The sequence below is a fragment of the Paenibacillus sp. FSL P4-0184 genome (assembly GCF_038004625.1).
Taxonomy (GTDB): Bacteria; Bacillota; Bacilli; order Paenibacillales; family Paenibacillaceae; genus Paenibacillus_AQ.
Map to the genome: position 1 here is coordinate 69,992 of NZ_JBBORN010000001.1, position 23,752 is coordinate 93,743.

Below are 23,752 nucleotides of genomic sequence, written 5' to 3' on the forward strand. Positions count from 1 at the left end.
ATTATCCCCTCCGAAAGTAGTGCATATATACATCCTCTAGTGAAGGATTCACTAACCTTGCGTCCTCACATGGTGGATCTTTACTAACTACCCGAAGCGCTAATCCGTTATCTGTCTGCTGTACGTTAACCACAGTACCCTTTTCTTCGATTTGAGCGAGCATCCGTCCAGGGACATCTGCCTCCCAAACCTCCCCTTCCAAATCAAAGGTCAAGTCCTTAATCGTTCCTTGACGGAGTAGCTCTCCTCGCCCCATCAGAAGCACCTGCTTGGCGATATGATCGACATCGGAAACGATGTGGGTTGACAAAATAACAATACGCTCAGCTGAAATTTCAGAAATCAGATTTCGAAATCGCACGCGTTCCATAGGATCTAACCCTACCGTCGGTTCATCCAGAACGAGAATACTCGGATGATTAAGCAAAGCTTGAGCGATGCCGAGTCTACGCTTCATGCCGCCGGAATACTTTCCGCATTTTTTATCCATCTCTCCAGATAGATTCACCGTTTGAGCCAACACCTCTATACGGTCGCCTGCCTCCTTCTTGGACAGCCCCTTTAGAGCGGCAACATAATACAAGAAATCGCGAGCTGAAAAATGATTGTACATCCCCAGATCTTGTGGCAAATAACCAATCTGAGCCCGGTACAAATCCCCCATCTCATCCTTGTTCTGTTCATTCAGCAGTACCTTTCCACGAGTTGGATATAGAACATCTGCAACAATACGCATCAATGTCGTTTTTCCTGTTCCGTTGGGACCTAGAAGGCCATACACACCAGGAGACATAGTAAGGTTAATGCTATTCAAAATCCGCTTCTTGCCGAAATTATGCTCGATACCCTGCAGCTTAAGCTCCAATCAGAAAACCTCCTTTTCTCAGCATTCTGGATTGAAAGATCATAGCCACCGTAAAAATAGCTACTGACAGAATAGTGAGTCCCATCAATCCAAGTAATTGGACGGAGGTTGCCCAGTTCGCTACCACTTCTCCTGAAAAGAGAAGCATCCAAAAAAAAGGCAGCATGGAGAGCACAGTCGTCAGATGTCTAAAATTACGGATCTGACCAGACAATACTAACGCTGCAGCCCCATTGATTAGAATCGGAATGAACCATAACAGTGTCGTACGGAACACCAGTTCATGATCCCTTACTGGGAATGCCATTACGGTAACACTAAGGTTAAGCAGTATTGAAATCACACCTGCTATAAGGAAGCGTGCTTGTACATACTTATGCAGAGGGATTCGAAAGCTCCGTGCAAGTTCACCCATCCCACAGAGTGTATTACGCGCCGTATGGGAGACGACCACCAGTAAAGGCATGCAACCCACAATAGACAAAATAAATATAGGACTGACCATCTCTGTAACACTTAAAACTAGATATCCAATTACAAACAAGATCACGCCAAGTACAAGCTCTCTCCACCATCCTTGTGAAAAAAGAATCTTTATCTGTTGCCGAGCGGATAGAGGAACTGGCGATTCCTGCCCCGGTAAAGCTCGCTTGGAGCTTCTCCATCGATTCATTGCTTCTTCTGCAAAACCGTCAAGTAGCGGCGGTTCAGGAATATACTTAATATGAGTCACGATCTCATTCAGTTCCTCTAACGTCATCTCGTGCTGTAAATTCAATTTCATGTAATCTTGTTCGTTACGTTGAGTGCTCATTTCTTTACTCCTTTCTTAAAAGGGTGGGATAAAGCATTTGGCTTGGTCTGCTTAAGTAGCTCACGTAGTTTCAATAAAGAGCGGCTCACCCTAGATTTCACTGTAGACTCCGGTTCATGGGTTATTGCAGCTATTTCTGTAAACGTAAATTCATATTTATACCTTAATAAGAGTGCATCTCTTTGATCGTCTGGAAGTGAGCAGATTGCGGCGTATACCGTTTTAACCTCTTCACGAAGTAATATGCCTTCTAAAAAATCTTCGTCAACTGTGATCTCATCAGATATGCTTTGGTTCAACTCTGCTTGCCGAGTACTTTTACTGCGAAAATAGTCAATGCAGACATTTTGTGCGATTGCCATCAGCCAAGACCGAAAGCTTCCGTGTTCATTTTGATACCTGTCGAGCTTGGCCCATGCTTTTTCATATACGGTCTGTGCAAGATCCCAAGCTAATTCATCATTATGTATTTTCCATCTGATAAATCGATAGACATCACTATAGGTATGCCGAATTAATAACTCCACTGCTGCTTCATTCCCTTGCTGTGCTTCTACGATCCATTTGTCCTCGCTAATTTCATTTCCCCTCCAATCCTTCACCCTACTACATATAACGAAATCACCTATGAACTAGACGCATCCTACTATGTACATTTTTACAAGAATCCATAATTCCACATAAAAAAGCCACCCAGAACATGGTTCTGACTAGCCTAAAATAAGATACAATCCAGATACAACTTACCTATCCACCCCAAGCATCTCCAGCCCAAGCCGTACACGAATATCTTCTGCATTCTCAGTTAAATAAAGAGCGTAAGCTTTTATAATCGGCGTGTCTAACTCACATTGAAGTTGAAATAGCTTCTGTTGATCGAGATAAGATTGTGCTATAGATCGTGGTAGAAATCCAAAGCCTGCTCCTAGTAGCAGCATGTCCAGCATAATCATCGAGTGATCAGTCTGAAGTATAGGCACATAGCCGGCTCCAACGATACTAGTAAACCATTCCGGAAACGGACCTCCCCACTCTAAATGACAATACTGCCGCTGAAAAAAATCCTCCCTGCTTACAGGCGTTTCTCTTAATTGTGTGGAGACCAGAATAATCTCATCTTCAAACAAGAGATGTCTGGTCACCTTAGGATGTTCCGGCGGGTCATATTTAATAGCAACCTGGACTATTCCATCCAGTAAAAGATCACGTATCATATAGCTAGAATCAATATAACTTAGGAATTTGATAGCTACCTTGGGATGATCACGTCTAAATGAAAGAATATGCTGCAGGTAATAATAATGCCATACGGACCCCGGTCCACTCAAAATGATATAGTTCTCCAGTTCTTCGGATAGAGTCACCTTACTCTCTTCAAACAAACGAAGCATCCGCTCAGCATATGGAACAAAAGATATCCCTGCCTGCGTTAAGCTAACATTCCGGTTATCACGTGTAAGGAGCACCTTGCCCACGGAGTTTTCTAAAGCTTTTATTCTTGCGGTAACGGCGGACTGGGAGATATGTAGATGTTCTGAGGCTTTGGTGAAATTTCGAATTCTGCATACCGCCAAAAAAGCTTCTAATTGAGATAAGTCCATGGATAACACCCTCTACGATTCAAAATATTAATGATTACGATCTATAAAATTCGTTATACAAATTATATGTATTCAGTTATGATTTCGCTATATTTTTAAACTTATAAGTGCTGGAGGAATTTATATGGTTAGCAATATCAGAATCGAACAATTATTTACGATTAAGGAATCTATTAATGAGCTTTCAAAGCTTCTAATACAGGTGGTGGAGGATGGAGCCTCCATTGGTTTTTTACCACCCTTAGATCCGTCAGACTCTATATCATATTGGCACAATGTTTTGGCGCCCGATGTGATTCTTTTTGTCGCAACAATGAATGATATTATCGTGGGAAGTGTACAACTACATTTAAGTACAAAAGCAAACGGAACACACCGAGCCGAAATCGCAAAGCTAATGACACACTCTAATTATCGTCGTAATGGTATTGCTCGTTCTCTTATGCAAAAGGCTGAAGACAGAGCTAAGCAGGAAGACCGGTCTTTAATAGTGCTTGATACAAGAGAAGGTGACCCTTCCAACCTCCTCTATACTTCAATGGGCTACATACAAGCTGGACGTATTCCGAGCTATGCGATATCAGCAAAAGGTGAATTACATGCGACGATTTTTTATTATAAGGTTATCGGCTAGACATTTATAAAACACCAAGTTATAGTATTGATAATACTTTTAATAACCATTTTCAAAAGTCTAGAGGTGAATAAAATAAACCAAATCGCAAACAATTCTATTCGTGTTAAAAAGATAAATCAGGAGCTCATCAAGCAAGCCTTGAAATCGATGAAAGAAGGAACCAAATCAACGATTGCTACCGCCACCGGGTTAAGTATTGCCACTTGCGGAAATATTCTGAATGAGCTTATGGAGACAGGTGAAGTCATTGAGACGGAGCTGGAGGCTTCGAATGGAGGTCGGCCGGCCCGAAGATTCATCTATAATGCCGATTTCTCCTACATCGCATGCATCTATGCCAAAATTGAAGATGGCCAACAATCCTTAACCTATGCAGTAACGAATTCCGTTGGCGAACGTGTAGATGATGGATATATCAAGGCTAAGAGTATTGACGCTACAACCATTGATCATTTAGTAGGCACACTAATTCAAGCCTATAACAACATCAAAGCCGTTGGCATTGGAATCCCGGGACTGGTTCACCGAGGCGTCATCAATATTTGTGATATCAACACTTTAATTCATGCTCCCTTAGAGTCACTCCTCAGAGAGAAATACGAGGTTGCAGTCACAGTTGAAAATGACATGAATCTAACCGTTTACGGATTCTATAAACAGCAGGATTACGAAGAGGATAAGACCATCGTCGTGTTGACCTTTATCAAAGGTGCCTTTCCAGGTGCAGGGATGATGATTGATGGACATATCCACAAAGGCAATACTAGATTCGCGGGCGAAGTCTCATTTTTACCGTTTGGAATCTCGCGTGACGAGCAATTCATTCGTTTGGGGCAGACAGAAACGTTTATCCCATTGGCTGCTCATACCATCGCTACATTGACGGCAGTTATTAACCCTGAGACGATTGCGCTCACAGGTGAACAAGTTAGACAAGAGGATGTGCCACATATCTATCAAAGTTGTCTGGCGTTCATTCCAGAAGAGCATATGCCTCATCTAATTGTGCTGGATCACCCTGATGATTATTACATGAACGGATTAATTGCGATCACGCTGGAAAGCTTGACCTATTCGTTGCAGCTGGTTGAGAAGCGGCGGTAAGTATTTTTTATGACCCTAACATTTACATCATGGATTGGATCTAAAACCAACAAGAACTTCAGGAGGAATTACGAATGGCAACAAACAAAGAGAATATGATTGCAGGAAAGCTTTACATGGCTGGTGGAGAAGAATTAGCTAGAGATAGCAAAAAATCCAGAATGCTCACTCGTTTATTTAACAATACGACGGAAGAACAAGGCGAATATAGAGTAGAATTACTTAAGCAATTATTCGAGTCTACGGGTGAATCGTTGCATATTGAGCCACCTTTCCGCTGCGATTATGGCAGCAATATTACTGTCGGAAATAACTTTTACGCCAATTTCGACTGCATTATCCTGGACGTAGCAAAAGTAACGATAGGTGAGAATGTTCTCTTTGGACCTAGAGTAAGCGTATATACCGCTGGCCACCCTATAGATGCGGACGTTCGTATTAGTCTGCTCGAATTCGGTACACCGATTACCATTGGAAACAATGTCTGGGTTGGCGGAAATGCCGTTATCAATCCCGGGGTAAATATCGGCAACAATGTAATCATCGGCGCAGGCTCTGTCGTGACTAAAGATATACCTGACAATGTAATCGCAGTGGGGAATCCTTGCAGAGTGCTAAGAGAAATTACAGAGGACGATAAACAACACTGGGAGAAGCTTAAAGAAGAGTACTACAGAGACATCGAGCAATAAAGATACCCGATTCTGGAGGTTCTCACGTTGAAAAAGCGTTTTGGCGGATTTAATAAGGTTTATGCCATGCAATTGGCAACGATCTTTTTGGGGTTTATTGTGTTTGGGATATCAGAAAATATTAAAGGGCCAGCCATTCCAAGAATTCAGTTTGACTTCAGTCTGGACGAAAAGCAGCTAGGTACCCTTTTATCCCTAAACGCACTAGGTTATTTGATCGCCTGTTCCTTTACAGCTGTATTGGTTCGTAAGTGGGGGATCAAGGCTGTCAGTATTATTGCTTTCGCATCCATGATATTCTCTGGCGTTCTAATTTACATCTCACATAGCTATCCCCTCTTCTCGGCTTCATACTTCCTGATGTATATCGGAAACGGAATGCTGGAGATTGGACTTGCCATTCTGGGAGCACGTATCTTCATTAAAAATACCGGGACCATGATGAACTTATCCCATTTCTTTTACGGATTTAGTTCCACGTTAGCTCCCCTAATGGCAACAGGGCTGATGACAGTAAGTATATTCGGTCATACTCTGGATTGGCGCGGAATGTATCTAATAATGCTTAGCTTATCTTTACTGCCTATTGTATTTGCCTTACGGAGTACGTTTCCGGGTGACGATCTTCCACATGAGGACCGTATTCCCTTAAAAAGGCTTGTCCGTGATCCTGCTTTATGGCTAATGGTTCTTATCCTTTCCTTCGGAGTAGTGTCGGAGCTTGCTGTAGGCGGATGGCTCGTAAATTTCCTTGAAAAAGCATACCTGTGGGATACGGTTACTGCATCTGGGATGCTGTCTACCTTCTTTCTCTGCTTCTCGTTAGCAAGACTCCTACTCGGACCCGTTACTGATAAGATTGGATTTAACCTATCGCTTATCATCTTTTCAGCCTTCTCTGCCCTGTGTACGTTTGCCGCAATTTTGGGTGGAGAAAAGCTCGCATTTCTATTTGCCGCTGCAGGAATCGGGATTGCGATGATTTATCCCACGGTTATGGCTTTTATCGCCAAAAGATATCCACATGGTAGCGACACCGCCATCACATTTACAGTCACGTTAATGGGAGTAGGTAGCGTAATTGGCAACTATGCTATAGGTGCTGTGATCGAAGGCGTGAAGCGGCTTTACGGTGCAGAGACGCAAATAGGCTTATTACGCGGACTTCAAGCCGGTTATGGTTTTATCGGATTATGTGCAGCGATATGCGCAATATCCGGTTGTATTCTATATCGTTATTTACATCGCCGCCAAGAACTTATCTAACCTCATCTATATTACTTAACAAACCTGTCGATTTAATCGGCAGGTTTTTTGGATTTCAACTATAGCTTCCCTGTATGTGCTGCACCGTACGGCGAGCTAAGATCATCAGTTGATGGACTAAGCGACCCGCAGCCCACTCATCAGCTCCAGTATTTTTCTAACAATTTGCTCCTCTTCGTTGCTCACCTTTTCCGTTGCCAATTCACCAAGCTCTGTGTGTTCTCCAACACAAACCGAATGAGCGGAATGTCTAAACATTTCTATGTCGTTAGCATCGTTACCAAAAGCGATAAATTGCTGCATTTCTACGCCTAATTGTTGTAATCCTGTCCATTTATTTATGCCTTTAGGGCTAATATCTATAATGTCCTCTTGACCATGTCTATAAATCACAACAGGTAGTTTATGTAGCTGATCTAATAACTGTTCCCCGTTTAGGCTTCTCAAAATAACTACTTTCACAAGCTCATCCAGCTCAGATGGACTTACATTTTTGGCGCGTTGTTCTGGATCTACATTTCTCCGAATGGGATGATCATCAGAACTCGAATATGAATAATCCCAGTGACTGTCAATCAAATAAGCTGCATTAAACTCTTCTATTAATTTCAAGAGGATGTCCGAAGTTTGCGCGTCAAAATGTATCGTCGAAATAACCTCTCCACCTTTTGCAATAAACGCACCATTCCCGCCAACCATAGAAAAATGATGCATATGTGCAGGCAACACAGGCAACAAATCACGAATAGGCCGGGCTGACGCAAAAATAACCTCATGACCTTTTTCAATTAAAGTATCCAAGGCTTGTACGATTCGTTCACTCAAAGGTTTGCCGCTAAAACATATGGTTCCATCTAAATCAAAAATAAATTTCATCGTCTATATCCTCCCCTTTTTCTCTATAATAACGAGTTCGTATATAATAGAAAGGACCGATGTCCAAAAAGGAGTACGCAATGAAAACTATTCAGGATCCAAATCTTATAGCACATTACATTACCCAATTTATTCTAAATCAAGTATTCACGACATCAAAACATGCTTTAATTCAGTTACGTGTCTATGAGCAGAATGAAATTATTTTGCATGAGGGCGATGAGCTGGACGGAATTTATTTTCTAGTGGAGGGGCGTACTAAGGTTTCTTCTAGTGTAGGAACGGGAAAATCCTTATTATTACGTTTCTGCTCACCCTTGTCTTTATTCGGAGATATTGAGTTCGTGCAAGAGGTTGTAGTCCAATCACAAGTGGAAGCCGTACAGCAAACCACCCTCTTATTTATCCCGAAACAAAAGGTTGAGTCTGACCTAATGGATAACCATAGCTTTAAAGACTTATTGCTGAAACATCTTTCTTACAAGCTTCTAACCTGCACATCCGCATCACGAACGAACTTACTAGGCGCTGTCGAGGAACGACTTGCAAGTTATTTATTAACGATACAGCTCCAACGGGAGTTTGGAAAAGAAATTCAGACACCCTATATCCCAGATATAGCTTCGTTAATTGGGACTACTCCCCGCCATTTAAACCGTGTCATTCAGCGGCTCACCGACATGGAAATTTTATATAAAGTTAAGCAAGAAATTGTAGTACTCGACTGGGAGCGTTTGGATGAATTATCTAACGGAATAAGATTTGAATAACCTAAAAGCCCATCATTTAATTGAGGATAAAATGATCGATGTCATCATAACGGATATCGATCTTTTCTCCGTTTCTTTTGACAAGATTTATATACAGAGGAGCTGTATCAACACTTCCGCCACCAACTAATACATGGTAGTCATCATTAATTTCATATTTGCGGATGTACAAACCTGAACCGACGTCTTCAAAGGGATAACCTTCAAAATCCTTCCACGACAACGCCTCGCCTTGCTGAGCTAGATCCCGTACTTCATCCATGGACAATGTCGCAGCTTTTTTATCATTACAAGCTGAAAGTATAATCGTCAAAGCAAACAATAACAGCATTATCAAGTTACGCTTACTTCTCATTCATAAACCTCCCAACTCTATATTTTGTTATTTATAGGAAAATATAAGGTAATAATAACATAGCTTAGACTAGATGTTAAAAAGGAGTAAAGTCCTTTTGGGGGTGCTTTACTCCTTTTGAAATCTTTACTAGTGGAGGGATATTGGATGGACACCGCAAGCTACAACACCGGAAAATGAATATAAAAAAACAGGTCAGTCATGGTGGTATCTGACCATAATCGACCTGTTCTATGTAAGGCTCTAGCGTTAATTAGGTTATACCTTTCAAGCATTACTGTGCGTATAAAAGAAATCAAGAAATCTTGTAACGGTATTACATGAGTTAAGTGAGATATTGGTTAAATAATGAGTTCAATTGGCACTGGGTAGCCACAAAAAAAAAATCACTTTTATTACAATGCATCGAAGAATAATAATCTAACTATTTTTCCGTCTCATCGTATAGTTTCTCTAAAAATTCCTCAAAATCCTTAGTAAGGAAGTACATATTATTCATATCTTCTGGGTCTTCATCATGAATCCAAAAATAAACATTTCCAAAATGCTTTTCAGTAAGACCTAAACAAATTTGATTCCCACCTGGATCATCTGCAATTGGAATAAATCCTATATCCATTATATCGTCAAATATATCAATTTTCTTGTCTAAATTGTCATACATTTCACCAATACCATAGAAAATATTTACCATACCATTGCCTTGGACTTTAGAAATAGTAAAGTAATATGGTCTAGGATAACCCCCATTGTATTTTAATAAGAATTCTCGATATTGTTGAGGAAGTTTAACTCTGATTATTCTTTCGAAGTCTTGAAGTCTAGATTCCGTTAAAACTTCATTGTTTCCTTGTATCTCCAATTTAATCTCCTCCAGTTCACAAAAAACAGGTCAATCGTGGTGGTATTAAACCATAATCGACCTGTTTTATGTAACGCTTTAGCGTTAACTTTTCAATCATTACTGTACATACAAACGAAATGACTAAATCTTTATTCGGGCAATACATAAGTTAAGTGTGTAATTGGTTGGATGATGGGTGTATTCGGTACTAGTTAGCCCTTAATGTTTTTTATTCAGTTAGCATTGTTAGGAATTCTTCAAAACTATTTGCAACATGATAGCTCACTGGGTCAAATTCACCAGAATTTGCATGATCCCACACACAAACTTTAGGATTATTTCTAGATTCACGAAAATCTAAGCATAGAAAATCACCAGCAAATAAAACAGCAACTGGTAATAATGCAACTCCTACCAAATCCTCATCATCAATTAGTCTCTCATCAAGCTGAGATTTAGTAGCATCAATATCAAATATTCCAAATTCATTTTCTGTTGGATTCTCAAGAATGCATAAAAATCTAGTAATTGCATAGCTATGATCATTACAAATAAACGAACGAATTTCTGGAGCGCCTCCATTATTTATTTTTATAAATTCTTTATATTCTAATGGCAATTCTACTCTCCAAAAACCTTCTTCTTTCGATAACAGTTGATCAGACGGTAAAGGATAAACTATAGTCTCTCTTTTTATTTTCATAATAAATTAATTTCCTCCCTCTTATTTATCTTGCGGCATCTGCCCACATTCCAGTAGACCTTCCACCATTGTGAGTTGTAATGTTATGAATTCCATAAGGAACCAATTGCATTTTCCCAGGGACTTCAGTGTGGTGCCATGTATACGATCCGTTCTCAACCAGTTTTCTTATGTCTTCTGGAAGATTATCATTTAACCGGTCAAACTGTTCTGTATCACCTTTTTTCCACAAATCTTTTGGGAGCTCATCACTATGCACTACCACGCCTGCACCCTCAAAATCAGCAAACCCATAACGCATACCATCTACTTTTCTCACTTCTATTTTAGGTATGAGATTTAATTCCTCGGCTTTACTTTTTATCAACTTTTTTTGCCCACCAGTTAAACTATCTCCTCCAGAAATACTTTTTTCCCAAGACCACCCTTTAGTGTCTATTACCTCAACATAATGCTTAGCATAGTCATTAACAACTTCATCAAAAGTTTTACTCCCCGATAAAAATTCATCAATGTTGTTTAGGTGTGGTGCTCTACTACCACCCTTACCTTTACCCGTCCCCTCAACCGCCTTCAATTCTACATCCTTTATTGAATGATTACTGTCACTCTTCCCCTCCATCTTCTCTCTTAATATCCGGTCCATTTCATTCTTAAAATTGATTTGCATCGGAGTCTGTGGAAGTGCCGGGGTATCTATATCTAGATTATTTATCTTGAATTGAAAACCTTCATTTGTGCTGAATGCCGGCAACGGTTTTTGTACCTCAAAACTTTTTACAGAATCTATCCCTTTTGGAGGCTTTAGACCTCCACTTCCTGTAGGAAGCAAAGATTTTTCTACCGGACCATACAACAAAGTTACCATTCCCAGACTGTTGAGCCAATGATCCGCTGACCATGCTTCGTCTGGATTAAATGCTCCTTTCGCCATCTCCACTGTTCCCAGTGTTAACCAATCCGCAAACTTCTCCTTTGAATCAAACATATGCTCTGATCGATCTTTGGCTGCTTCATATATCCCGACTGGGATATCTCCTGTTATCCCTAATGTTAACCAGTTGAAAAAGTCATAGGGGGAGTCTGTGGCCTTATCCGCACGAGTTCTTAATGTACCTAAAAAACCCGTTCCAATCTCTTTAAAACTGTCTATCGATTTATAAAAGGCATTTTTAGAATCCTCGGGTTTTGCTTGATCCTCCGTTTTATTCTTTCTAAACAGATTATAGGAATCCAGTTGGGCGACTGATGAAGTCAATTTTATAACATCTCCCCAAGCCTTTCCACCTTGGTTTGTCATCACGTGTACACCCAGACTTACTCCAGTAGCAATCATCTGTTCCATGGTGGTTTGAATGCCTTCCAGTTGGCCTTTTGCCCAGGCTCCCTTCTCCCCTTTTTCCATTGCCGTCCGTAGTAGCAACTGATACGCTTCATTCTGAACTAGTGGTACGCTTCTACTAGTGATAGACGGATCATAATCACATGCCTTAACCACTGGTTTCTTAAAATAAGTGCTTAGATCCTTACCCGCCTGGTACTGGACCTCGTCTATACCCAAGGATTCCAGCTTCTTGCGTGCGTCTTCCGCTAGCTTATGCATTGCGTCCATTTGAGTCTGATTTCCAAACGCTTGATATACCTTATAGGCGGTTTGCGCCTTCGCGATCTGATCCCGCGCCAGGTAGATATCCTTCAGCTTGTTTTGCGCGGCTATGGAGTCGATCGTTCCCAGTCCTGAATTTTTAACAGTTGCTTGGAGCTTCTGCACCATAGGATCCCTCTTCAACTCATCCCAACCCATCAGAGTAGCAACCGAGGTGATCAGATTCGTGACTGCTTTCTGAGCCGTCGTCGGGATAGAAGACTTCCCTATTGCACTTCCGCCCCCAAACCTTTCGAACATGCCGCCAAGAACACTGAGCTGTTGAAGAAGTTGATTTGCCTGCCTCTTGTTCTCATCCTGTGCGCCTTGAACACCTTTTATTGCGCCTCGAATGATGTCTTCCAGTTTTTCCGCTTCTACCGTCAGTTCGTTGATGATTATCTGCGCCTGCACCTGGTTTGATCCTAATGGGATACCACTCCAGTTACTAGCTTGACCTTTCAACTGGAGATACAACCGATTGGTGTCCTGGCTTACCTGTCTTATTTTCGTCTGCAGACGCTGAACTTCATCTGCATTGAATATCAGCTTCGTCGATGCCATGTATTCCCTCCCTTAACTGAAACATGCTTATAATGCCTCAAGGACATCTATAACGGTTTCCGGGAGATGCTTAACTCCACTTCAGTTTTTTGAATCCACTTTTGGTACACACCTCTATCTACCATTTTCATGCCCAGTTGTTCGCAAATTTTATAATCCATGTTGGTTGCAATAATTAACAATTTATCACCTGAATCCTCAGTGACGACAAACTGGTAATTCTGATATGTTGCTTGATAATATTTCTTATATATATCTGTCAACTCAGTTCTCTTAACTTTTTTGATGTACTTTATTCCTTTGTACAAAACAAATCCTCGATTTAGAACTGCCGGGTCATCCGAACGCAAAACTACTTCTTGGTCATTAACGACTCCTGCTTCATACTCAGTTCCATTGTATATAGCGTATATATTTTCCTTCATAAAATCTCTGCCTCCTAAGGATTAACTTTTATAAACTGCCCTAAGATCACATCGTAAGTGGCTAATAAGACTTCTGAACCTTTTTTACTTACTGTGTATAATTCCGCCCCATCAAAAAGGGACAAATATCCATCACACTTATACTCTGGAATCGACTGTCCATTTGTCGCTTTAGTAAAGCCATTTCCAGTAAACGGTTGTGGCTCGGAAACAATCCCTCCCATTTCATTGCTATATGGAATTTTTATATTTGAAGACTCTGGTGTTTTAAATCTTATGACCCCTAAGACTTCATCCGTTGCAGCTTTAAATTTTGTGTCAGTGTAATCTAATCGTAGGCTCTTATAAATGTTCATATAATCTTCTAACTGAGTTACATCTGATGCCTTGGTAATATAACCTCCTACTTGGCTATATGTTCCTTCAAGATATTTTGAAATGTCTTCATTAGGTATAACCTTTTGCATTATAGTCGTGTTATCAGGCATGGGTATACTCTCTCGTATGGACTTCATCATAATTTTTTCACTATTGGATAACAAACTAACATCTTTAAGACGGAGGTCATTAAACTCTCCAAGAGAAATATTATGTTTAGACAAAAGTGAATTAATTTCATTGGTAAAACCAGAAATGTCCTTTAAATTCCCTTTGTTAAATCCCCCCGCGTCTGATACTGCCCCTTTAACTCCATTCTCTATCTGAGTTGCTTTCGTCGGCAGCTTCCCGCTCACAAATCTTACCGCACTGGCAGCCAATTTGCTGCCTACCGTAATCAATGCATCTCCCGCACCTGCAATGACCGTATTGATTCCGACTGCCGTTATGCGCTCTCCTAAGTTTTGCTTTCCATCCCCCCTGTAATCATTGAATGCGTCAAACGCTTCGCCCACGGTTCCGCTAACCGCTCCCGCTACCATTGACCTCAATAAGGTTGGTGAAAACTTACCTACCGCTCCCCCAGTTTTTATTGCATTTAAATACTTTACAGGGAGGCCTATACTGACCACTGTTCCTAAAAACTGCCCGGTCTTCTTCCCATACTGATTATCCAGCGGATCGACATAACCTTCCGGTTCCGGCCCCATGATCCAGTCCGTAACCGTCCCGGCCATTCCAAACGACGCCGTATCGATTGCATGGACTACCATATTGCTTCCGCCTACGAGAATATTGGCCAGCGTCTGATTGCCTACACCACTTCCCAGCAGACGGTTTTTGTCTGCCGCTTCCTTTCCCTGCTTTTCGTAATATGCCTTGACCTCTGCAAACCTCCGGTCCTGCTCCTCGACCGAAAGCTTGAACCAATACGTCCCTTTCAGCCGTTCTATCACCTTGGGGTCGTCCCGGTTTAAAATGTCTGCTTCCGACACCGCGTTATACGGATCAACGGGTCCTATCGTAGCCTGCGGCTTCATCAGCTCCAATTGTTGCTTGGCCCATTCTCCCTTCGGTCCTTCCACCACCGCCATTCGTAGCAGAAATGCATATTCTTCCTTCTCCATTAGCGGTACACTGCTGGTCGTGATCGACGGATCATAATCACACGCCTTCACCGCGGGCTGTTTGAAATACGCACCCAGATCTTTCCCCGCCTGGTATTGGACGGCATCCACACCCAAGGATTCCAGCTTTTTGCGTGCGTCTTCCGCTAGCTTATGCATTGCGTCCATTTGAGTTTTATTTTTAAACGCCTGATATACCTCATAGGCTGTCTGCGCCTTTGCGATCTGATCCCGCGCCAGGTAGATGTCCTTCAGCTTGCTTTGCGCGGCTATGGAGTCGATCGTTCCCAGTCCAGAATTCGTAACAGTTGCTTGGAGCTTCTGCACCATAGGATCTCTATTCAACTTATCCCGTCCCATCAGAGCAGCAACCGAGGTGATCAGATTCGTGACCACCTTCTGGGCATAAGTTGGGATCGAAAACTGCCCAATTACACCGCCTCCCCCAAGCCTTCCGAACATACCGCCAAGAGTGCCAAACTGCTGTATGAGCTGTTTCGTCTGGCGCTTATTCTCATCCTGAACACCTTGAATACCCTTTACTGCAAGACGAATAATATCTTCAAGCTTTTCAGCCTCCACCATTAATTCGTTGACGAGCACTTGAGCCTTCATCTGGTTTGACCCCAGTGGTATGCCACTCCAGTTACTAGCTTTACCTTTCAATTGGAGATACAGCCGGTTGGTGTCCTGGCTTACCTGTTTTATTTTCGTCTGCAGGCGCTCGACTTCATCTACGTTAAATGTAAGCTTCGTTAACGCCATGTGCTTCCCCCTGCTTGCTTCTAATAAAATTAGCTATGCAGCACTCTGCATAGCTAATTGCATTCTTATGTAGTGGAGCTCATGAAGTTTGTTTTACTTAAAAACTATACTAGAATTTTTGCGAATTCTTAACTGCATTTGAAAGCTCTTTATACTTTGTAGATACAGTATTCATATGATCTCCAAGATCCTGAAGTGATTCTGCAAACTTATCAAATGTCGGTTTCAATTTTTCCACCTTGTCTGTAAAATCTCTTGCCGCCTCATCCTCCCAAACACTATTAAGATTTTTCATTGTAGTCATAACTTTTTTAATCAATGCGTCTACTTCCGTACCGTAATTTTTAATAATTTTTGCCTGTCCAGCCAATCCATCATAACTCAATGTAACTTTACTTGTTGCCATCATTAATCTCTCCTTTAAGTGATTGTTTTTATATAAAAATGAACTTAAAAAATGCTTTTTCAAACCTATAAGATCTTTTAAGTTCATTATTATAACTCCAGTTTCCTTATTAGTTATTATTTCAAGTCCTATCTACCCTGTCCCTGATAATCGTTTCGCACAGAATAATCTGACTCGAACAGAATGATATCCCCAGAGGAAAAAGAGAACGTCTGCCCCATTTCATCTGTGCTCCCATTCATCTGACCTTCAATCGCCCACATGTTAGCAATCGGTGCCTTGTAGCCTAAAATACGAGTGTCTGCATCTCCATTTTTAGTCGTATAGATTTGGAAATTCACCAGAATATAACCACCAGTGATGAACTCCTTCTCATGCCCATCTAATGCACCTCCATATTGATTCGCCAGAGTGACGATGTTTGTTCCCTTTGGCAGGATATATGGTGCAATCGGCAAGTTATACTCCCCGTACCAATGCTGTACGCTGCGGACGGCTGTGATTGGATTAACTACATTCGGGATGTCGGTCGGGCCGACTAATGTTCGCGATTCAAAGGGCAGGACTTCCATGTCGTAACCGTAAGCGATTTTGGTTTTTCGCTTTAGATACTGTTTGTAGAACTTAAACCAAGGCGTCTTATCTCGCTCCGCTTGAGTCATTATATAGTTGTATTCATAGCTAGCTGCTGTCGATAATTCACCACTTGAAATATTCCGCAAGCCATCCGCCAAGCGGTAGGTCCGGGTGTAGCTCAGCTTGTCCTTTGGGGAGCCGACGCCAATCATCTTATTCTTCGAGCCGGAAATATCATAGTACAGATCGACGGGTCTCGCTGTCCCTCCAGTTTTCGGAATAAAATAGAAGCTTGGTTCGATCCGGATACCCTCGCCCGGCTGCCACAGGTTCCCGATGGTCCGGAAGTCAAACAGGAAGGAATAGCCGTTATGTGGTACCGTCCTTTGCTCCCTAGGATGAGAACCCTTGCGGATCGGCAGCTGCCACTGTGGCTGTCCACTTAAAGCGGTTGGTATGCCATTCTCATCATTTCCGCCCGTATAATACATCGCGCTGCTATGTTCAAATGTCCCAGCGCCAGTTCGAAACACCTTCTCAAACCGGAAATCCCCAATGTCCCAGATCCGAAAATCGAACAGACGACCGACCACACCCACATTGAAGCTCTCCGATGCGCAATAATTCATCCAATTACCGTTCAAGTTGACCTCGCAAAGATCCGAACTATCTGATGGAGCGTTAATCGCCCAAGACTGTGTCTGAATCGTATAGTTTCCTTCATCGACCCAGGTTGGCATAGTAAAGATCATGGACGGTGTTCCAACAGGGATGTAGATCCAAGTATTCTCCGGGTAATACTGGCTCCCTTGAAACACACCAAACGGAAATTGAATCCGCTTGTTTTTCGTGTATTTGGCATAATCCCGATTGCCGTACCCAGGGATATTGAGATGCTGCCCACTCTCCGTAAAATGTATGGTGAACGGCCGATCCAAGATCAGCACTGCCCTAGTCATATCCGGTGTCATACGTTGATCGTATGGGCGGTTATCGTCTGGAAGAAGCGAGTAATTGACGACCGGTGTGTGCACGGTGACGGAGTTTATCGGAGAGATCAAAAATTCCTGATCTCCGTTTCCCTCTACGTTCTCCGACAGCATCGTATAATAAATGGTACCTGTGCTGGTTGTATTCTGTCGATTGAGTAAACCGCTATTGATCATCAACTGGCCCTCGTAAAGCACCTCGTCTCCTATGATTTGCGGATCAGGAATCCTCCCCGGAGTTAGTCCAGTCTTGATTGAGACGGTATCATCCATAATCGTTTCACCGTTAAATACAAGACGGTCATTCTGCACCTCAGGATCTTGGGTTTGTATTTCAGCAAGAGCTATGAGCTTGTCTGTATCATCAACATCGCCTGGACCCGGCTCGCGATCTCCACCATCTACCACCTCTGGCGTAAATTTTATCCCTCCCGTATCTTGGGGAACAACATGGTCTTCCACTTCTATACTATTGATAAGCTCGACCGCCGGTGAGTCATAATTATTAGGATATAGAGTGACTTCTCCTCCAGGCAGCGCATAGTTCTCCATACGTGCCTGATCTATTTGATAAACGGCCAACTGATCTACCTGCCAGTACGCGTACTCTTTTGGAGTCAAGTCAAAGGTATAGGTTTTATCAAATTTCCCTGTTCTAGGAAGTGGCGATTGGGGAATCGATGTTCCATTCGGTCCCGGAAGATTCGGCCGATCTTCCTCCCACTTCGTCGGATAGGTAACCTTTACACTGCAAGAATAACGAATCACTCCTGCCATATTGGCGAAGGTATGTTCAAATAAATAGTCCTTTGCCCAGGCATTGGCATATAGATTCTCTGATGTAGGGATTCCCAATGACACATCAAAATGACGTCCATTTGCCGCGTCGTCACCAAGAATTACTCCGTTCGCATTGGGTTCCATAAATGACGTTTGCGGAGCAGCGATCTTGTTAGGCGGTTCAATAGTATAGGTACACTCGCCTGAACCTTCCCCCGGATCAGGTGGATCTTTCACTTTGTAATAGAAGGACAAATAATATACTGGGTAGCTTCCATCATATGTGAATCCATACGGATCACCCGCTTCAATAGTACCTCCGCTAGGGGCAGCGACTGTACTTTTTTTGAACCCCTGATACTCATAAGTAGTATTTCCAGAGGTATGAGTAAACGAGTAAGCACTGTTTTTTATTAATACTTCCTCTCTGTCTGTAAAGCCACTTATTCCGTTCAACGATTGTCCCGTAGTTGTGTAATGTTTAATTATGGCCTTACCACCTTCCGGCTCCAACTCAATCGTCAACATACTTGGAAAATAATATCGGTAACTGATAACTCCCGGATCAACGGGTCCCCCCTCTGAAGTTACATCTTCTCCTACATCATTATTAGAAGAAGTATTAAGATCCCCAACTAAACTGACATCAAATGAAACTGAGCTAGTACCTAAACCAGTAATAGGATATTGAGTAGGAATGAAATTTCGGCTGGTATATTTGCTAATATATCCCCAAGTCTTCTGATAGTACCTGGAATGATTCCATATCTCTTCACCATTACTCCAGTTGGAGGGACTAACAAATCTTGCAACTTTAACACTTTTTATCTTTCGGCCAGGAAAATCAAAGGAATAATCAAATTTCGGTATACTCTTGTTAAGCTGACCGGGATAACCATCTGAAGTCCAGGTTACTCCATCTGATCTTCTCCAAATATCATAAGAAAACAGAGCTACAAAATAATATATATTAGGATTATTTGTATCCACTGTAGTAGGAAGTGTCCCAGCTGCTGCATGTTGATTGGATACAAATAAAGAGCCTTCAAATAAAAGAAGAAATGAAAATAAAACAATCAATAGCCTTCTCACATTCAATTTCCACCCCTTACTTAAATGGGTTTAACATTATTGAAGCTGACTCCTTATCAAACATTTCGATTCCAATATATTCAATTTGATTCAGCTTTATCATAAATTCATCATCAACAAAAGGCACTCTGTACGTTAATATCTTGGTTCCGTCCGAGTTGTTTTTCATATAGTACCTCATTGAGCCTCTATATTTAGCTTCAAACTGCGAACTCAGATAATAGATGCCCATCATTTCCTGAGAGGTCCTCGCCCTCATATATTCCTGTTTCCCGTTTGTGACAGGCCAAATATCATAGTATATTAATCTTCCCGCCCGAATGGGGAGTTGATCGATCGTCAGTATACTTATAGTAGAGTACAACTGTTCATATTCATTTTTCATTAAAAACGGTTCTCCTCCCTGAAATAGTTTCTTATATGGGGCAATAGGGACAGGCTTAATCCCCGCCTCTTCCATAGTCGGAATTACTTTCTCACCTATCCATGCCCAATTCCCTATTTGATCCCACTCCAAAGCCACACCGAGGCCAAGGGAAACAAAACGGAGCGGCACATAGACACTCCCGTTTTTCTCAACTGCCTTGGCGTCTATAGTTTTTGCTGCCCCATTAACATAAACCTTGTCCGCTCCAACTTGGATATCCACAGAACGGTCAGCCAGTGTAAATCCTGCCGTACGGGTCGTGGCATTCCATGTAACTTTCGCACCCAGTTTTTCTGCCACATTTCGAATAGGAACCATAACCCGCCCATTATCCATATAGGGTTTTGCATCGCTAAACTTCACTTTTCTACCGTTCACCAGAACTGCCAGATCCGGCCCGCCTATTAACTCTGCCGCTGAAGCAGCACTCGATGCAATCAAACTCATCATGCCAAACAAGAATAAAAAGATAATTTTTTTCTTCAAAGCAAGCCCTCTTTTCTCAAAATTCACTTATATATTCTCTCTATCACCTAACCGCACAATCCTCAATAAAATACCCTTTTCGCGCGGCCTCCTCTGGATCGAACAGGCTTTCTATAACAGTAACCCCCGAGGGTACACAGCTTTCTCCGTAAGCAATATGTCGCCCAGCTGAATTTCGGGTACCTACCAGAACCTTTCGTCGCATTACTGCCCCACTACCTAAGGAATATGCATCCAGCAGTTCTCCCCCAGGAAGTGGATAACCTTGAATAAAAGCCATGATCCCTACATCCTGTATGGATTGCTCCTGCAAGCCGCGGGGAAGGGTGAACTGAATCGACAAGCCCATTCGTTTCACCAGCTCCAAATGTCTGTTAATGGCTGTTGCCAAGTCTTTTTCAACGAGTGATGTGATCGTACTCTGACGTATTTCGTGAAATAGTTCTATAGAGGTCAGAGGATTAAGATTGGTCTCAGCCGCCAGGGCTGTATACTCCCCCTCATAGAATTCATTAGAGCTAGTATCATACACCCGCGCATTGTCATCCAAAGTGAAATAAAGCAAATTGCCGTTCTGAAGCTTGTAGTAATAGGGACGTTCAGGCCAACTCACAGGCTTAAGTTCATCCTTCCCGCTATCACTAGCCGTGTCGTCCAGAGTAACCAACGTATAGCCGCTATACCCAAACATCACCAGTGCGGGTATATGCATTTTTAAATTGTTCATTTCAGTCTGGTTGTTCTCCAGCCCAAATTTCAAAGCTAAATTACTGTAAAAAACACTTAGCACATCCTGATCCAGTTGCAACTGGCGTTCCCGCCCATAGTGCACTGCTGTGATAGTAGGCTGCTGTTCCAGTCGTGACAGATAATCACCAGCATCATCCACTGCGGCTTGAAAATCATCCGAATAGCGTTTATACATGTCCTGATTAAAGACCTGAAGATCTTCTCGAGTGTCGCCCATAAGAACAAGAGGAATGACCAGAATTAGAAAAATAAGCACAACACTAAGGGGCTTCACTTCGTACCATCCCCCCATACTTCAAATTGACCGGAATCATTTCACTATGAAACAAGAGCGATCGCATCCGTGAGGCAAGTGTCGTCCCTTCAGATTCCAGTCGGACATTGAACAGATCGCCTACATGCATAGTAAACCTTCTACCTGGATCATCTGTAGCCAGTAAAGGTCCTGAACGCGGATATAAGATTTCCAAAATATCCTTGCTGAAATATCCGTCATATCGGACACTAAAGCTGTTCTGGAATGTAGAATAATCATCAGGATTCGTATATAAAGGCTGTAAATTCTTTTTGTAATACTCCATTTGCACTTTGAAAACACCATATGAAGCATCCAACGAATGAAGAAACAGCTCATAATCGGAAGTATCCACGTACCCTTTAGCACGAACGGTATCCACGAATTCCACCACAGCCGCATTGGCCGCGAGCTTAGTATTCCTCTCTACAACTTCGGATTGACGGAATGCCGGATAGACTCCGAACACAAATGCCAGCAAAATAATAATAATTACACCTTTCAGCGCGTCTGCCATGCGGCTCCTCCTTTCTAGCGGGTGGCGGAGATTTCCGTAATCATCTCATCGGTTCGCGTGACTCTTAACTGATAAGCAGCATCAGGCACTCCACGTAAATCCACTGCTGTAAGGTCCGTTTCCCCATTAATTGCAATGCCATCGATATATAAAATATATTCCCCCTCCAGTGCTGGAGGGATCATACCGATGACCTGCTCACCGCTAATTTTGTTCAAATCACCTGTCCCTTTGTAAGGTGCCGCTGCAACTGTCGGCAGCTCATAGTGCCTTTTTGGAACAGCACTCTGCATCTCCAGCCGCAAAAACGTAAATCCGCCTACGGCGAATAAAATCCAGGCAAAGAGGGTTAGTAGAAATTGAGTGCTAGTTTTCATTTAGTGGCTTCATCCTGATTAAATTCTATTAATCGAACCTCACCATTCTTATCCCTAAATACTTTGGCTTTAAAAAGAGACTGCGTATTTACATTGCAATTTTCAGCATTTTCAACACCTGTTTCGCTTTGATCCAGCATCTGAGACACACTATGTGATTCCACTGACGTATCCTTAACAAAACCACCTTCAGGATTAGTGTCACTTACTGTTGGAATGCCATAATAAGTTTCATAAGTATTCTCTGCATAAAACCCTTTCGTATTTACTCCAGTCTTTATCAGAATGGAAAATTGCGGACGTCCCTTATATCTCATTGCTGCATTAATAACATCCTGGCCAGAGACATTCTTATTGTCATAGCTATTGAACTCCGCCTGATTAATCATTTGGGTCTGGGCCAAGGTCTGCTCCTGAGCGCGGATGAAATAATTATTAATGACCAGATAAATACTTACACCTGCGGCAATAATCAAAATAGTCACTATAATTCCGATAACCCATTTAAGTCCTGTCGAAATATTCTCCATATTTGCTCTCCTTACCCCTTATTTTGGCTGTGTAAATACAATTAGCCTGACCTCTTCGTTACTATCCCTGTAAATTTTAGCCGTAAAGCGTCCCAGAGTATTAATGTTATATTTATCTTTTTCTATATCCATCATATCGGAAATACTTACACCTTCATCTCCTTTTCCCTGACTGGTTAGATTTACAGTCCCAGAAGTTGGAACCTCATACTTAGCTCCATATGTATTCTCCGCATAGAATCCTTCAGTAGCATTTTCTCCTGTATAAATCTTAATCGCGAACTGCGGACGCCCCTTATAACGCATGGCTGCATTAATCACATCCTGGCCGGATACATCCTTGTTATCATAGCTGTTGAATTCTGCTTGATTAATCATCTGGGTCTGGGCCAAAGTCTGTTCCTGTGCGCGGATGAAGTAGTTGTTGATAACCAGATAAATACTTACACCTGCAGCAATAATCAGAATGGTAACAATAATGCCAATAACCCATTTAAGTCCGGTCGAGATATTCTCCATGAAGTTTCCTCCTCACCTTATTTGAAGCTAGTTTTTATTTTATTGCTCTTTACGCATCTACTCCGCTACGAAATAAATAGCTGCAATCCGCTCATTTTTATCTTTGATCAGCTTCGCCTTAAATCTGGCTTGCGGACTAATATAATATCTTCCTGAAGCCTCCGAGAGTTCTTCTATATCTACACCTCTAGTATCAGGTCCCTCTTTGAAACTCCCACTGGAATAATCGAACGCACGGCAATAATCTTTTTCACTTGGATTCAAGCTAATTTGTCTCTCAGACTCACCTTGACCATTGACGTAAGGTCTCTCTACGTATAGGCAAAATCCCTGCTGCGACTCGTACCTCCGATAAGCTGTGAGAATCTGGGAGCCGCTGACAATCTGATTGTCAAATGCGGAATATTGCTGCTCCGAAAGCTCCCTGGCCTGTGCCGCCGCCTGGCTATTCGCCAATTCGACAACAGGCTGTGTCTTCCCCCACAAGAACAGACCGGATGATATAATGGCCAGCGTGATCAGAATCGATATCGTTGTTTTCAAAAAGCTTGCTATATTCTCCATGCCTGTATCTCCT

Annotated in this window: 25 protein-coding genes; 5 read left to right on the top strand and 20 right to left on the bottom strand. The window is 42.2% G+C overall.

All coding sequences use genetic code 11. The features are described from left to right. Position 1 precedes the first annotated feature (1 nt). The 4 genes from MKY52_RS00315 to MKY52_RS00330 all read right to left on the bottom strand — a co-directional run bounded on the left by MKY52_RS00315 (position 2) and on the right by MKY52_RS00330 (position 3,280). Positions 2–865 (bottom strand): ABC transporter ATP-binding protein, encoded by an 864-nt coding sequence (locus MKY52_RS00315; protein WP_341049209.1) that lies wholly within the window; start codon positions 863–865, stop codon positions 2–4. Then, positions 855–1,679 (bottom strand): hypothetical protein, encoded by an 825-nt coding sequence (locus MKY52_RS00320; RefSeq protein ID WP_341049210.1) that lies wholly within the window; start codon positions 1,677–1,679, stop codon positions 855–857. The genes MKY52_RS00315 and MKY52_RS00320 overlap by 11 nt, the downstream gene beginning before the upstream one ends. Continuing rightward, complete coding sequence (locus MKY52_RS00325; RefSeq protein ID WP_341049211.1) at positions 1,676–2,281, bottom strand: RNA polymerase sigma factor; 606 nt, start codon at positions 2,279–2,281, stop codon at positions 1,676–1,678. Before MKY52_RS00325 ends, MKY52_RS00320 begins: the two co-directional genes overlap by 4 nt. A 141-nt stretch (positions 2,282–2,422) precedes the next feature. Continuing rightward, on the bottom strand, positions 2,423–3,280 hold the full coding sequence (locus MKY52_RS00330; protein WP_341049213.1) for a LysR family transcriptional regulator: 858 nt from the start codon (positions 3,278–3,280) through the stop codon (positions 2,423–2,425). A gap of 124 nt (positions 3,281–3,404) precedes the next feature. On the opposite strand from MKY52_RS00330, the gene MKY52_RS00335 reads away from it, so the two are divergent. The 4 genes from MKY52_RS00335 to MKY52_RS00350 all read left to right on the top strand — a co-directional run bounded on the left by MKY52_RS00335 (position 3,405) and on the right by MKY52_RS00350 (position 6,979). Continuing rightward, positions 3,405–3,914, top strand: coding sequence for a GNAT family N-acetyltransferase (locus MKY52_RS00335; RefSeq protein ID WP_341049214.1), 510 nt, complete (start codon positions 3,405–3,407; stop codon positions 3,912–3,914). Positions 3,915–4,064: 150 nt separating this feature from the next. After that, entirely contained in the window at positions 4,065–5,021 is a 957-nt protein-coding gene (locus tag MKY52_RS00340) for an ROK family protein (protein ID WP_341053310.1), read from the top strand. Positions 5,022–5,095: 74 nt separating this feature from the next. Continuing rightward, on the top strand, positions 5,096–5,713 hold the full coding sequence (locus MKY52_RS00345; RefSeq protein WP_076283349.1) for a sugar O-acetyltransferase: 618 nt from the start codon (positions 5,096–5,098) through the stop codon (positions 5,711–5,713). Between the two features lie 66 nt (positions 5,714–5,779). Further along, entirely contained in the window at positions 5,780–6,979 is a 1,200-nt protein-coding gene (locus tag MKY52_RS00350) for an MFS transporter (RefSeq protein WP_341053312.1), read from the top strand. Between the two features lie 117 nt (positions 6,980–7,096). On the opposite strand, the gene MKY52_RS00355 is transcribed toward MKY52_RS00350, so the two are convergent. Beyond that, on the bottom strand, positions 7,097–7,855 hold the full coding sequence (locus tag MKY52_RS00355; protein ID WP_076283421.1) for an HAD-IIB family hydrolase: 759 nt from the start codon (positions 7,853–7,855) through the stop codon (positions 7,097–7,099). A gap of 80 nt (positions 7,856–7,935) precedes the next feature. On the opposite strand from MKY52_RS00355, the gene MKY52_RS00360 reads away from it, so the two are divergent. Beyond that, positions 7,936–8,625, top strand: a complete 690-nt coding sequence (locus MKY52_RS00360) for a Crp/Fnr family transcriptional regulator (protein WP_341049217.1) — start codon at positions 7,936–7,938, stop codon at positions 8,623–8,625. A gap of 16 nt (positions 8,626–8,641) precedes the next feature. Here MKY52_RS00360 and MKY52_RS00365 read toward each other — a convergent pair whose 3' ends face one another. The 15 genes from MKY52_RS00365 to MKY52_RS00435 form a co-directional block, all read right to left on the bottom strand. Next, positions 8,642–8,980 (bottom strand): hypothetical protein, encoded by a 339-nt coding sequence (locus tag MKY52_RS00365; RefSeq protein WP_341049218.1) that lies wholly within the window; start codon positions 8,978–8,980, stop codon positions 8,642–8,644. A 424-nt stretch (positions 8,981–9,404) separates the two neighbouring features. After that, positions 9,405–9,857 (bottom strand): SMI1/KNR4 family protein, encoded by a 453-nt coding sequence (locus MKY52_RS00370; protein WP_341053313.1) that lies wholly within the window; start codon positions 9,855–9,857, stop codon positions 9,405–9,407. Positions 9,858–10,053: 196 nt separating this feature from the next. Next, positions 10,054–10,527: an SMI1/KNR4 family protein gene (locus tag MKY52_RS00375; protein ID WP_341049220.1), complete on the bottom strand. Its 474-nt coding sequence runs from the start codon at positions 10,525–10,527 to the stop codon at positions 10,054–10,056. Between the two features lie 25 nt (positions 10,528–10,552). After that, the gene (locus MKY52_RS00380) at positions 10,553–12,736 is read right to left on the bottom strand and encodes an HNH endonuclease signature motif containing protein (protein WP_341049221.1); all 2,184 of its coding nucleotides are present in this window, start codon (positions 12,734–12,736) and stop codon (positions 10,553–10,555) included. Positions 12,737–12,783: 47 nt separating this feature from the next. Beyond that, complete coding sequence (locus MKY52_RS00385) at positions 12,784–13,161, bottom strand: hypothetical protein (protein WP_076287102.1); 378 nt, start codon at positions 13,159–13,161, stop codon at positions 12,784–12,786. A gap of 14 nt (positions 13,162–13,175) precedes the next feature. Beyond that, positions 13,176–15,431: a hypothetical protein gene (locus MKY52_RS00390; RefSeq protein ID WP_341049222.1), complete on the bottom strand. Its 2,256-nt coding sequence runs from the start codon at positions 15,429–15,431 to the stop codon at positions 13,176–13,178. Between the two features lie 109 nt (positions 15,432–15,540). Continuing rightward, positions 15,541–15,924 carry a WXG100 family type VII secretion target gene (locus MKY52_RS00395; RefSeq protein ID WP_081393279.1) on the bottom strand — a complete coding sequence of 128 codons (384 nt, stop codon included), beginning with the start codon at positions 15,922–15,924 and terminating at the stop codon, positions 15,541–15,543. A 41-nt stretch (positions 15,925–15,965) separates the two neighbouring features. Further along, complete coding sequence (locus MKY52_RS00400) at positions 15,966–19,274, bottom strand: DUF5704 domain-containing protein (RefSeq protein ID WP_341049223.1); 3,309 nt, start codon at positions 19,272–19,274, stop codon at positions 15,966–15,968. A 16-nt stretch (positions 19,275–19,290) separates the two neighbouring features. Next, positions 19,291–20,187 (bottom strand): copper amine oxidase N-terminal domain-containing protein, encoded by an 897-nt coding sequence (locus tag MKY52_RS00405; protein WP_341049224.1) that lies wholly within the window; start codon positions 20,185–20,187, stop codon positions 19,291–19,293. 43 nt (positions 20,188–20,230) lie between these two features. After that, positions 20,231–21,211 (bottom strand): hypothetical protein, encoded by a 981-nt coding sequence (locus MKY52_RS00410; RefSeq protein ID WP_341049225.1) that lies wholly within the window; start codon positions 21,209–21,211, stop codon positions 20,231–20,233. Continuing rightward, on the bottom strand, positions 21,198–21,749 hold the full coding sequence (locus MKY52_RS00415; RefSeq protein ID WP_076287006.1) for a hypothetical protein: 552 nt from the start codon (positions 21,747–21,749) through the stop codon (positions 21,198–21,200). Before MKY52_RS00415 ends, MKY52_RS00410 begins: the two co-directional genes overlap by 14 nt. A 14-nt stretch (positions 21,750–21,763) precedes the next feature. Further along, entirely contained in the window at positions 21,764–22,126 is a 363-nt protein-coding gene (locus MKY52_RS00420; protein WP_341049226.1) for a hypothetical protein, read from the bottom strand. Next, on the bottom strand, positions 22,123–22,656 hold the full coding sequence (locus MKY52_RS00425) for a hypothetical protein (protein WP_341049227.1): 534 nt from the start codon (positions 22,654–22,656) through the stop codon (positions 22,123–22,125). Before MKY52_RS00425 ends, MKY52_RS00420 begins: the two co-directional genes overlap by 4 nt. 18 nt (positions 22,657–22,674) lie before the next feature. Further along, on the bottom strand, positions 22,675–23,175 hold the full coding sequence (locus MKY52_RS00430; protein ID WP_341049229.1) for a hypothetical protein: 501 nt from the start codon (positions 23,173–23,175) through the stop codon (positions 22,675–22,677). Positions 23,176–23,232: 57 nt separating this feature from the next. Further along, positions 23,233–23,739, bottom strand: a complete 507-nt coding sequence (locus MKY52_RS00435; protein WP_341049231.1) for a hypothetical protein — start codon at positions 23,737–23,739, stop codon at positions 23,233–23,235. Positions 23,740–23,752 lie beyond the last annotated feature (13 nt).

Coding starts and splice junctions, on each gene's coding strand:
- MKY52_RS00320 (WP_341049210.1), bottom strand. CDS start 1,679: ATGAGCACTCAACGTAACGAACAAGATTACATGAAATTGAATTTACAG.
- MKY52_RS00330 (WP_341049213.1), bottom strand. CDS start 3,280: ATGGACTTATCTCAATTAGAAGCTTTTTTGGCGGTATGCAGAATTCGA.
- MKY52_RS00335 (WP_341049214.1), top strand. CDS start 3,405: ATGGTTAGCAATATCAGAATCGAACAATTATTTACGATTAAGGAATCT.
- MKY52_RS00340 (WP_341053310.1), top strand. CDS start 4,065: ATGAAAGAAGGAACCAAATCAACGATTGCTACCGCCACCGGGTTAAGT.
- MKY52_RS00345 (WP_076283349.1), top strand. CDS start 5,096: ATGGCAACAAACAAAGAGAATATGATTGCAGGAAAGCTTTACATGGCT.
- MKY52_RS00350 (WP_341053312.1), top strand. CDS start 5,780: ATGCAATTGGCAACGATCTTTTTGGGGTTTATTGTGTTTGGGATATCA.
- MKY52_RS00355 (WP_076283421.1), bottom strand. CDS start 7,855: ATGAAATTTATTTTTGATTTAGATGGAACCATATGTTTTAGCGGCAAA.
- MKY52_RS00360 (WP_341049217.1), top strand. CDS start 7,936: ATGAAAACTATTCAGGATCCAAATCTTATAGCACATTACATTACCCAA.
- MKY52_RS00365 (WP_341049218.1), bottom strand. CDS start 8,980: ATGAGAAGTAAGCGTAACTTGATAATGCTGTTATTGTTTGCTTTGACG.
- MKY52_RS00375 (WP_341049220.1), bottom strand. CDS start 10,527: ATGAAAATAAAAAGAGAGACTATAGTTTATCCTTTACCGTCTGATCAA.
- MKY52_RS00380 (WP_341049221.1), bottom strand. CDS start 12,736: ATGGCATCGACGAAGCTGATATTCAATGCAGATGAAGTTCAGCGTCTG.
- MKY52_RS00385 (WP_076287102.1), bottom strand. CDS start 13,161: ATGAAGGAAAATATATACGCTATATACAATGGAACTGAGTATGAAGCA.
- MKY52_RS00390 (WP_341049222.1), bottom strand. CDS start 15,431: ATGGCGTTAACGAAGCTTACATTTAACGTAGATGAAGTCGAGCGCCTG.
- MKY52_RS00395 (WP_081393279.1), bottom strand. CDS start 15,924: ATGAACTTAAAAGATCTTATAGGTTTGAAAAAGCATTTTTTAAGTTCA.
- MKY52_RS00415 (WP_076287006.1), bottom strand. CDS start 21,749: ATGGCAGACGCGCTGAAAGGTGTAATTATTATTATTTTGCTGGCATTT.
- MKY52_RS00420 (WP_341049226.1), bottom strand. CDS start 22,126: ATGAAAACTAGCACTCAATTTCTACTAACCCTCTTTGCCTGGATTTTA.
- MKY52_RS00425 (WP_341049227.1), bottom strand. CDS start 22,656: ATGGAGAATATTTCGACAGGACTTAAATGGGTTATCGGAATTATAGTG.
- MKY52_RS00430 (WP_341049229.1), bottom strand. CDS start 23,175: ATGGAGAATATCTCGACCGGACTTAAATGGGTTATTGGCATTATTGTT.
- MKY52_RS00435 (WP_341049231.1), bottom strand. CDS start 23,739: ATGGAGAATATAGCAAGCTTTTTGAAAACAACGATATCGATTCTGATC.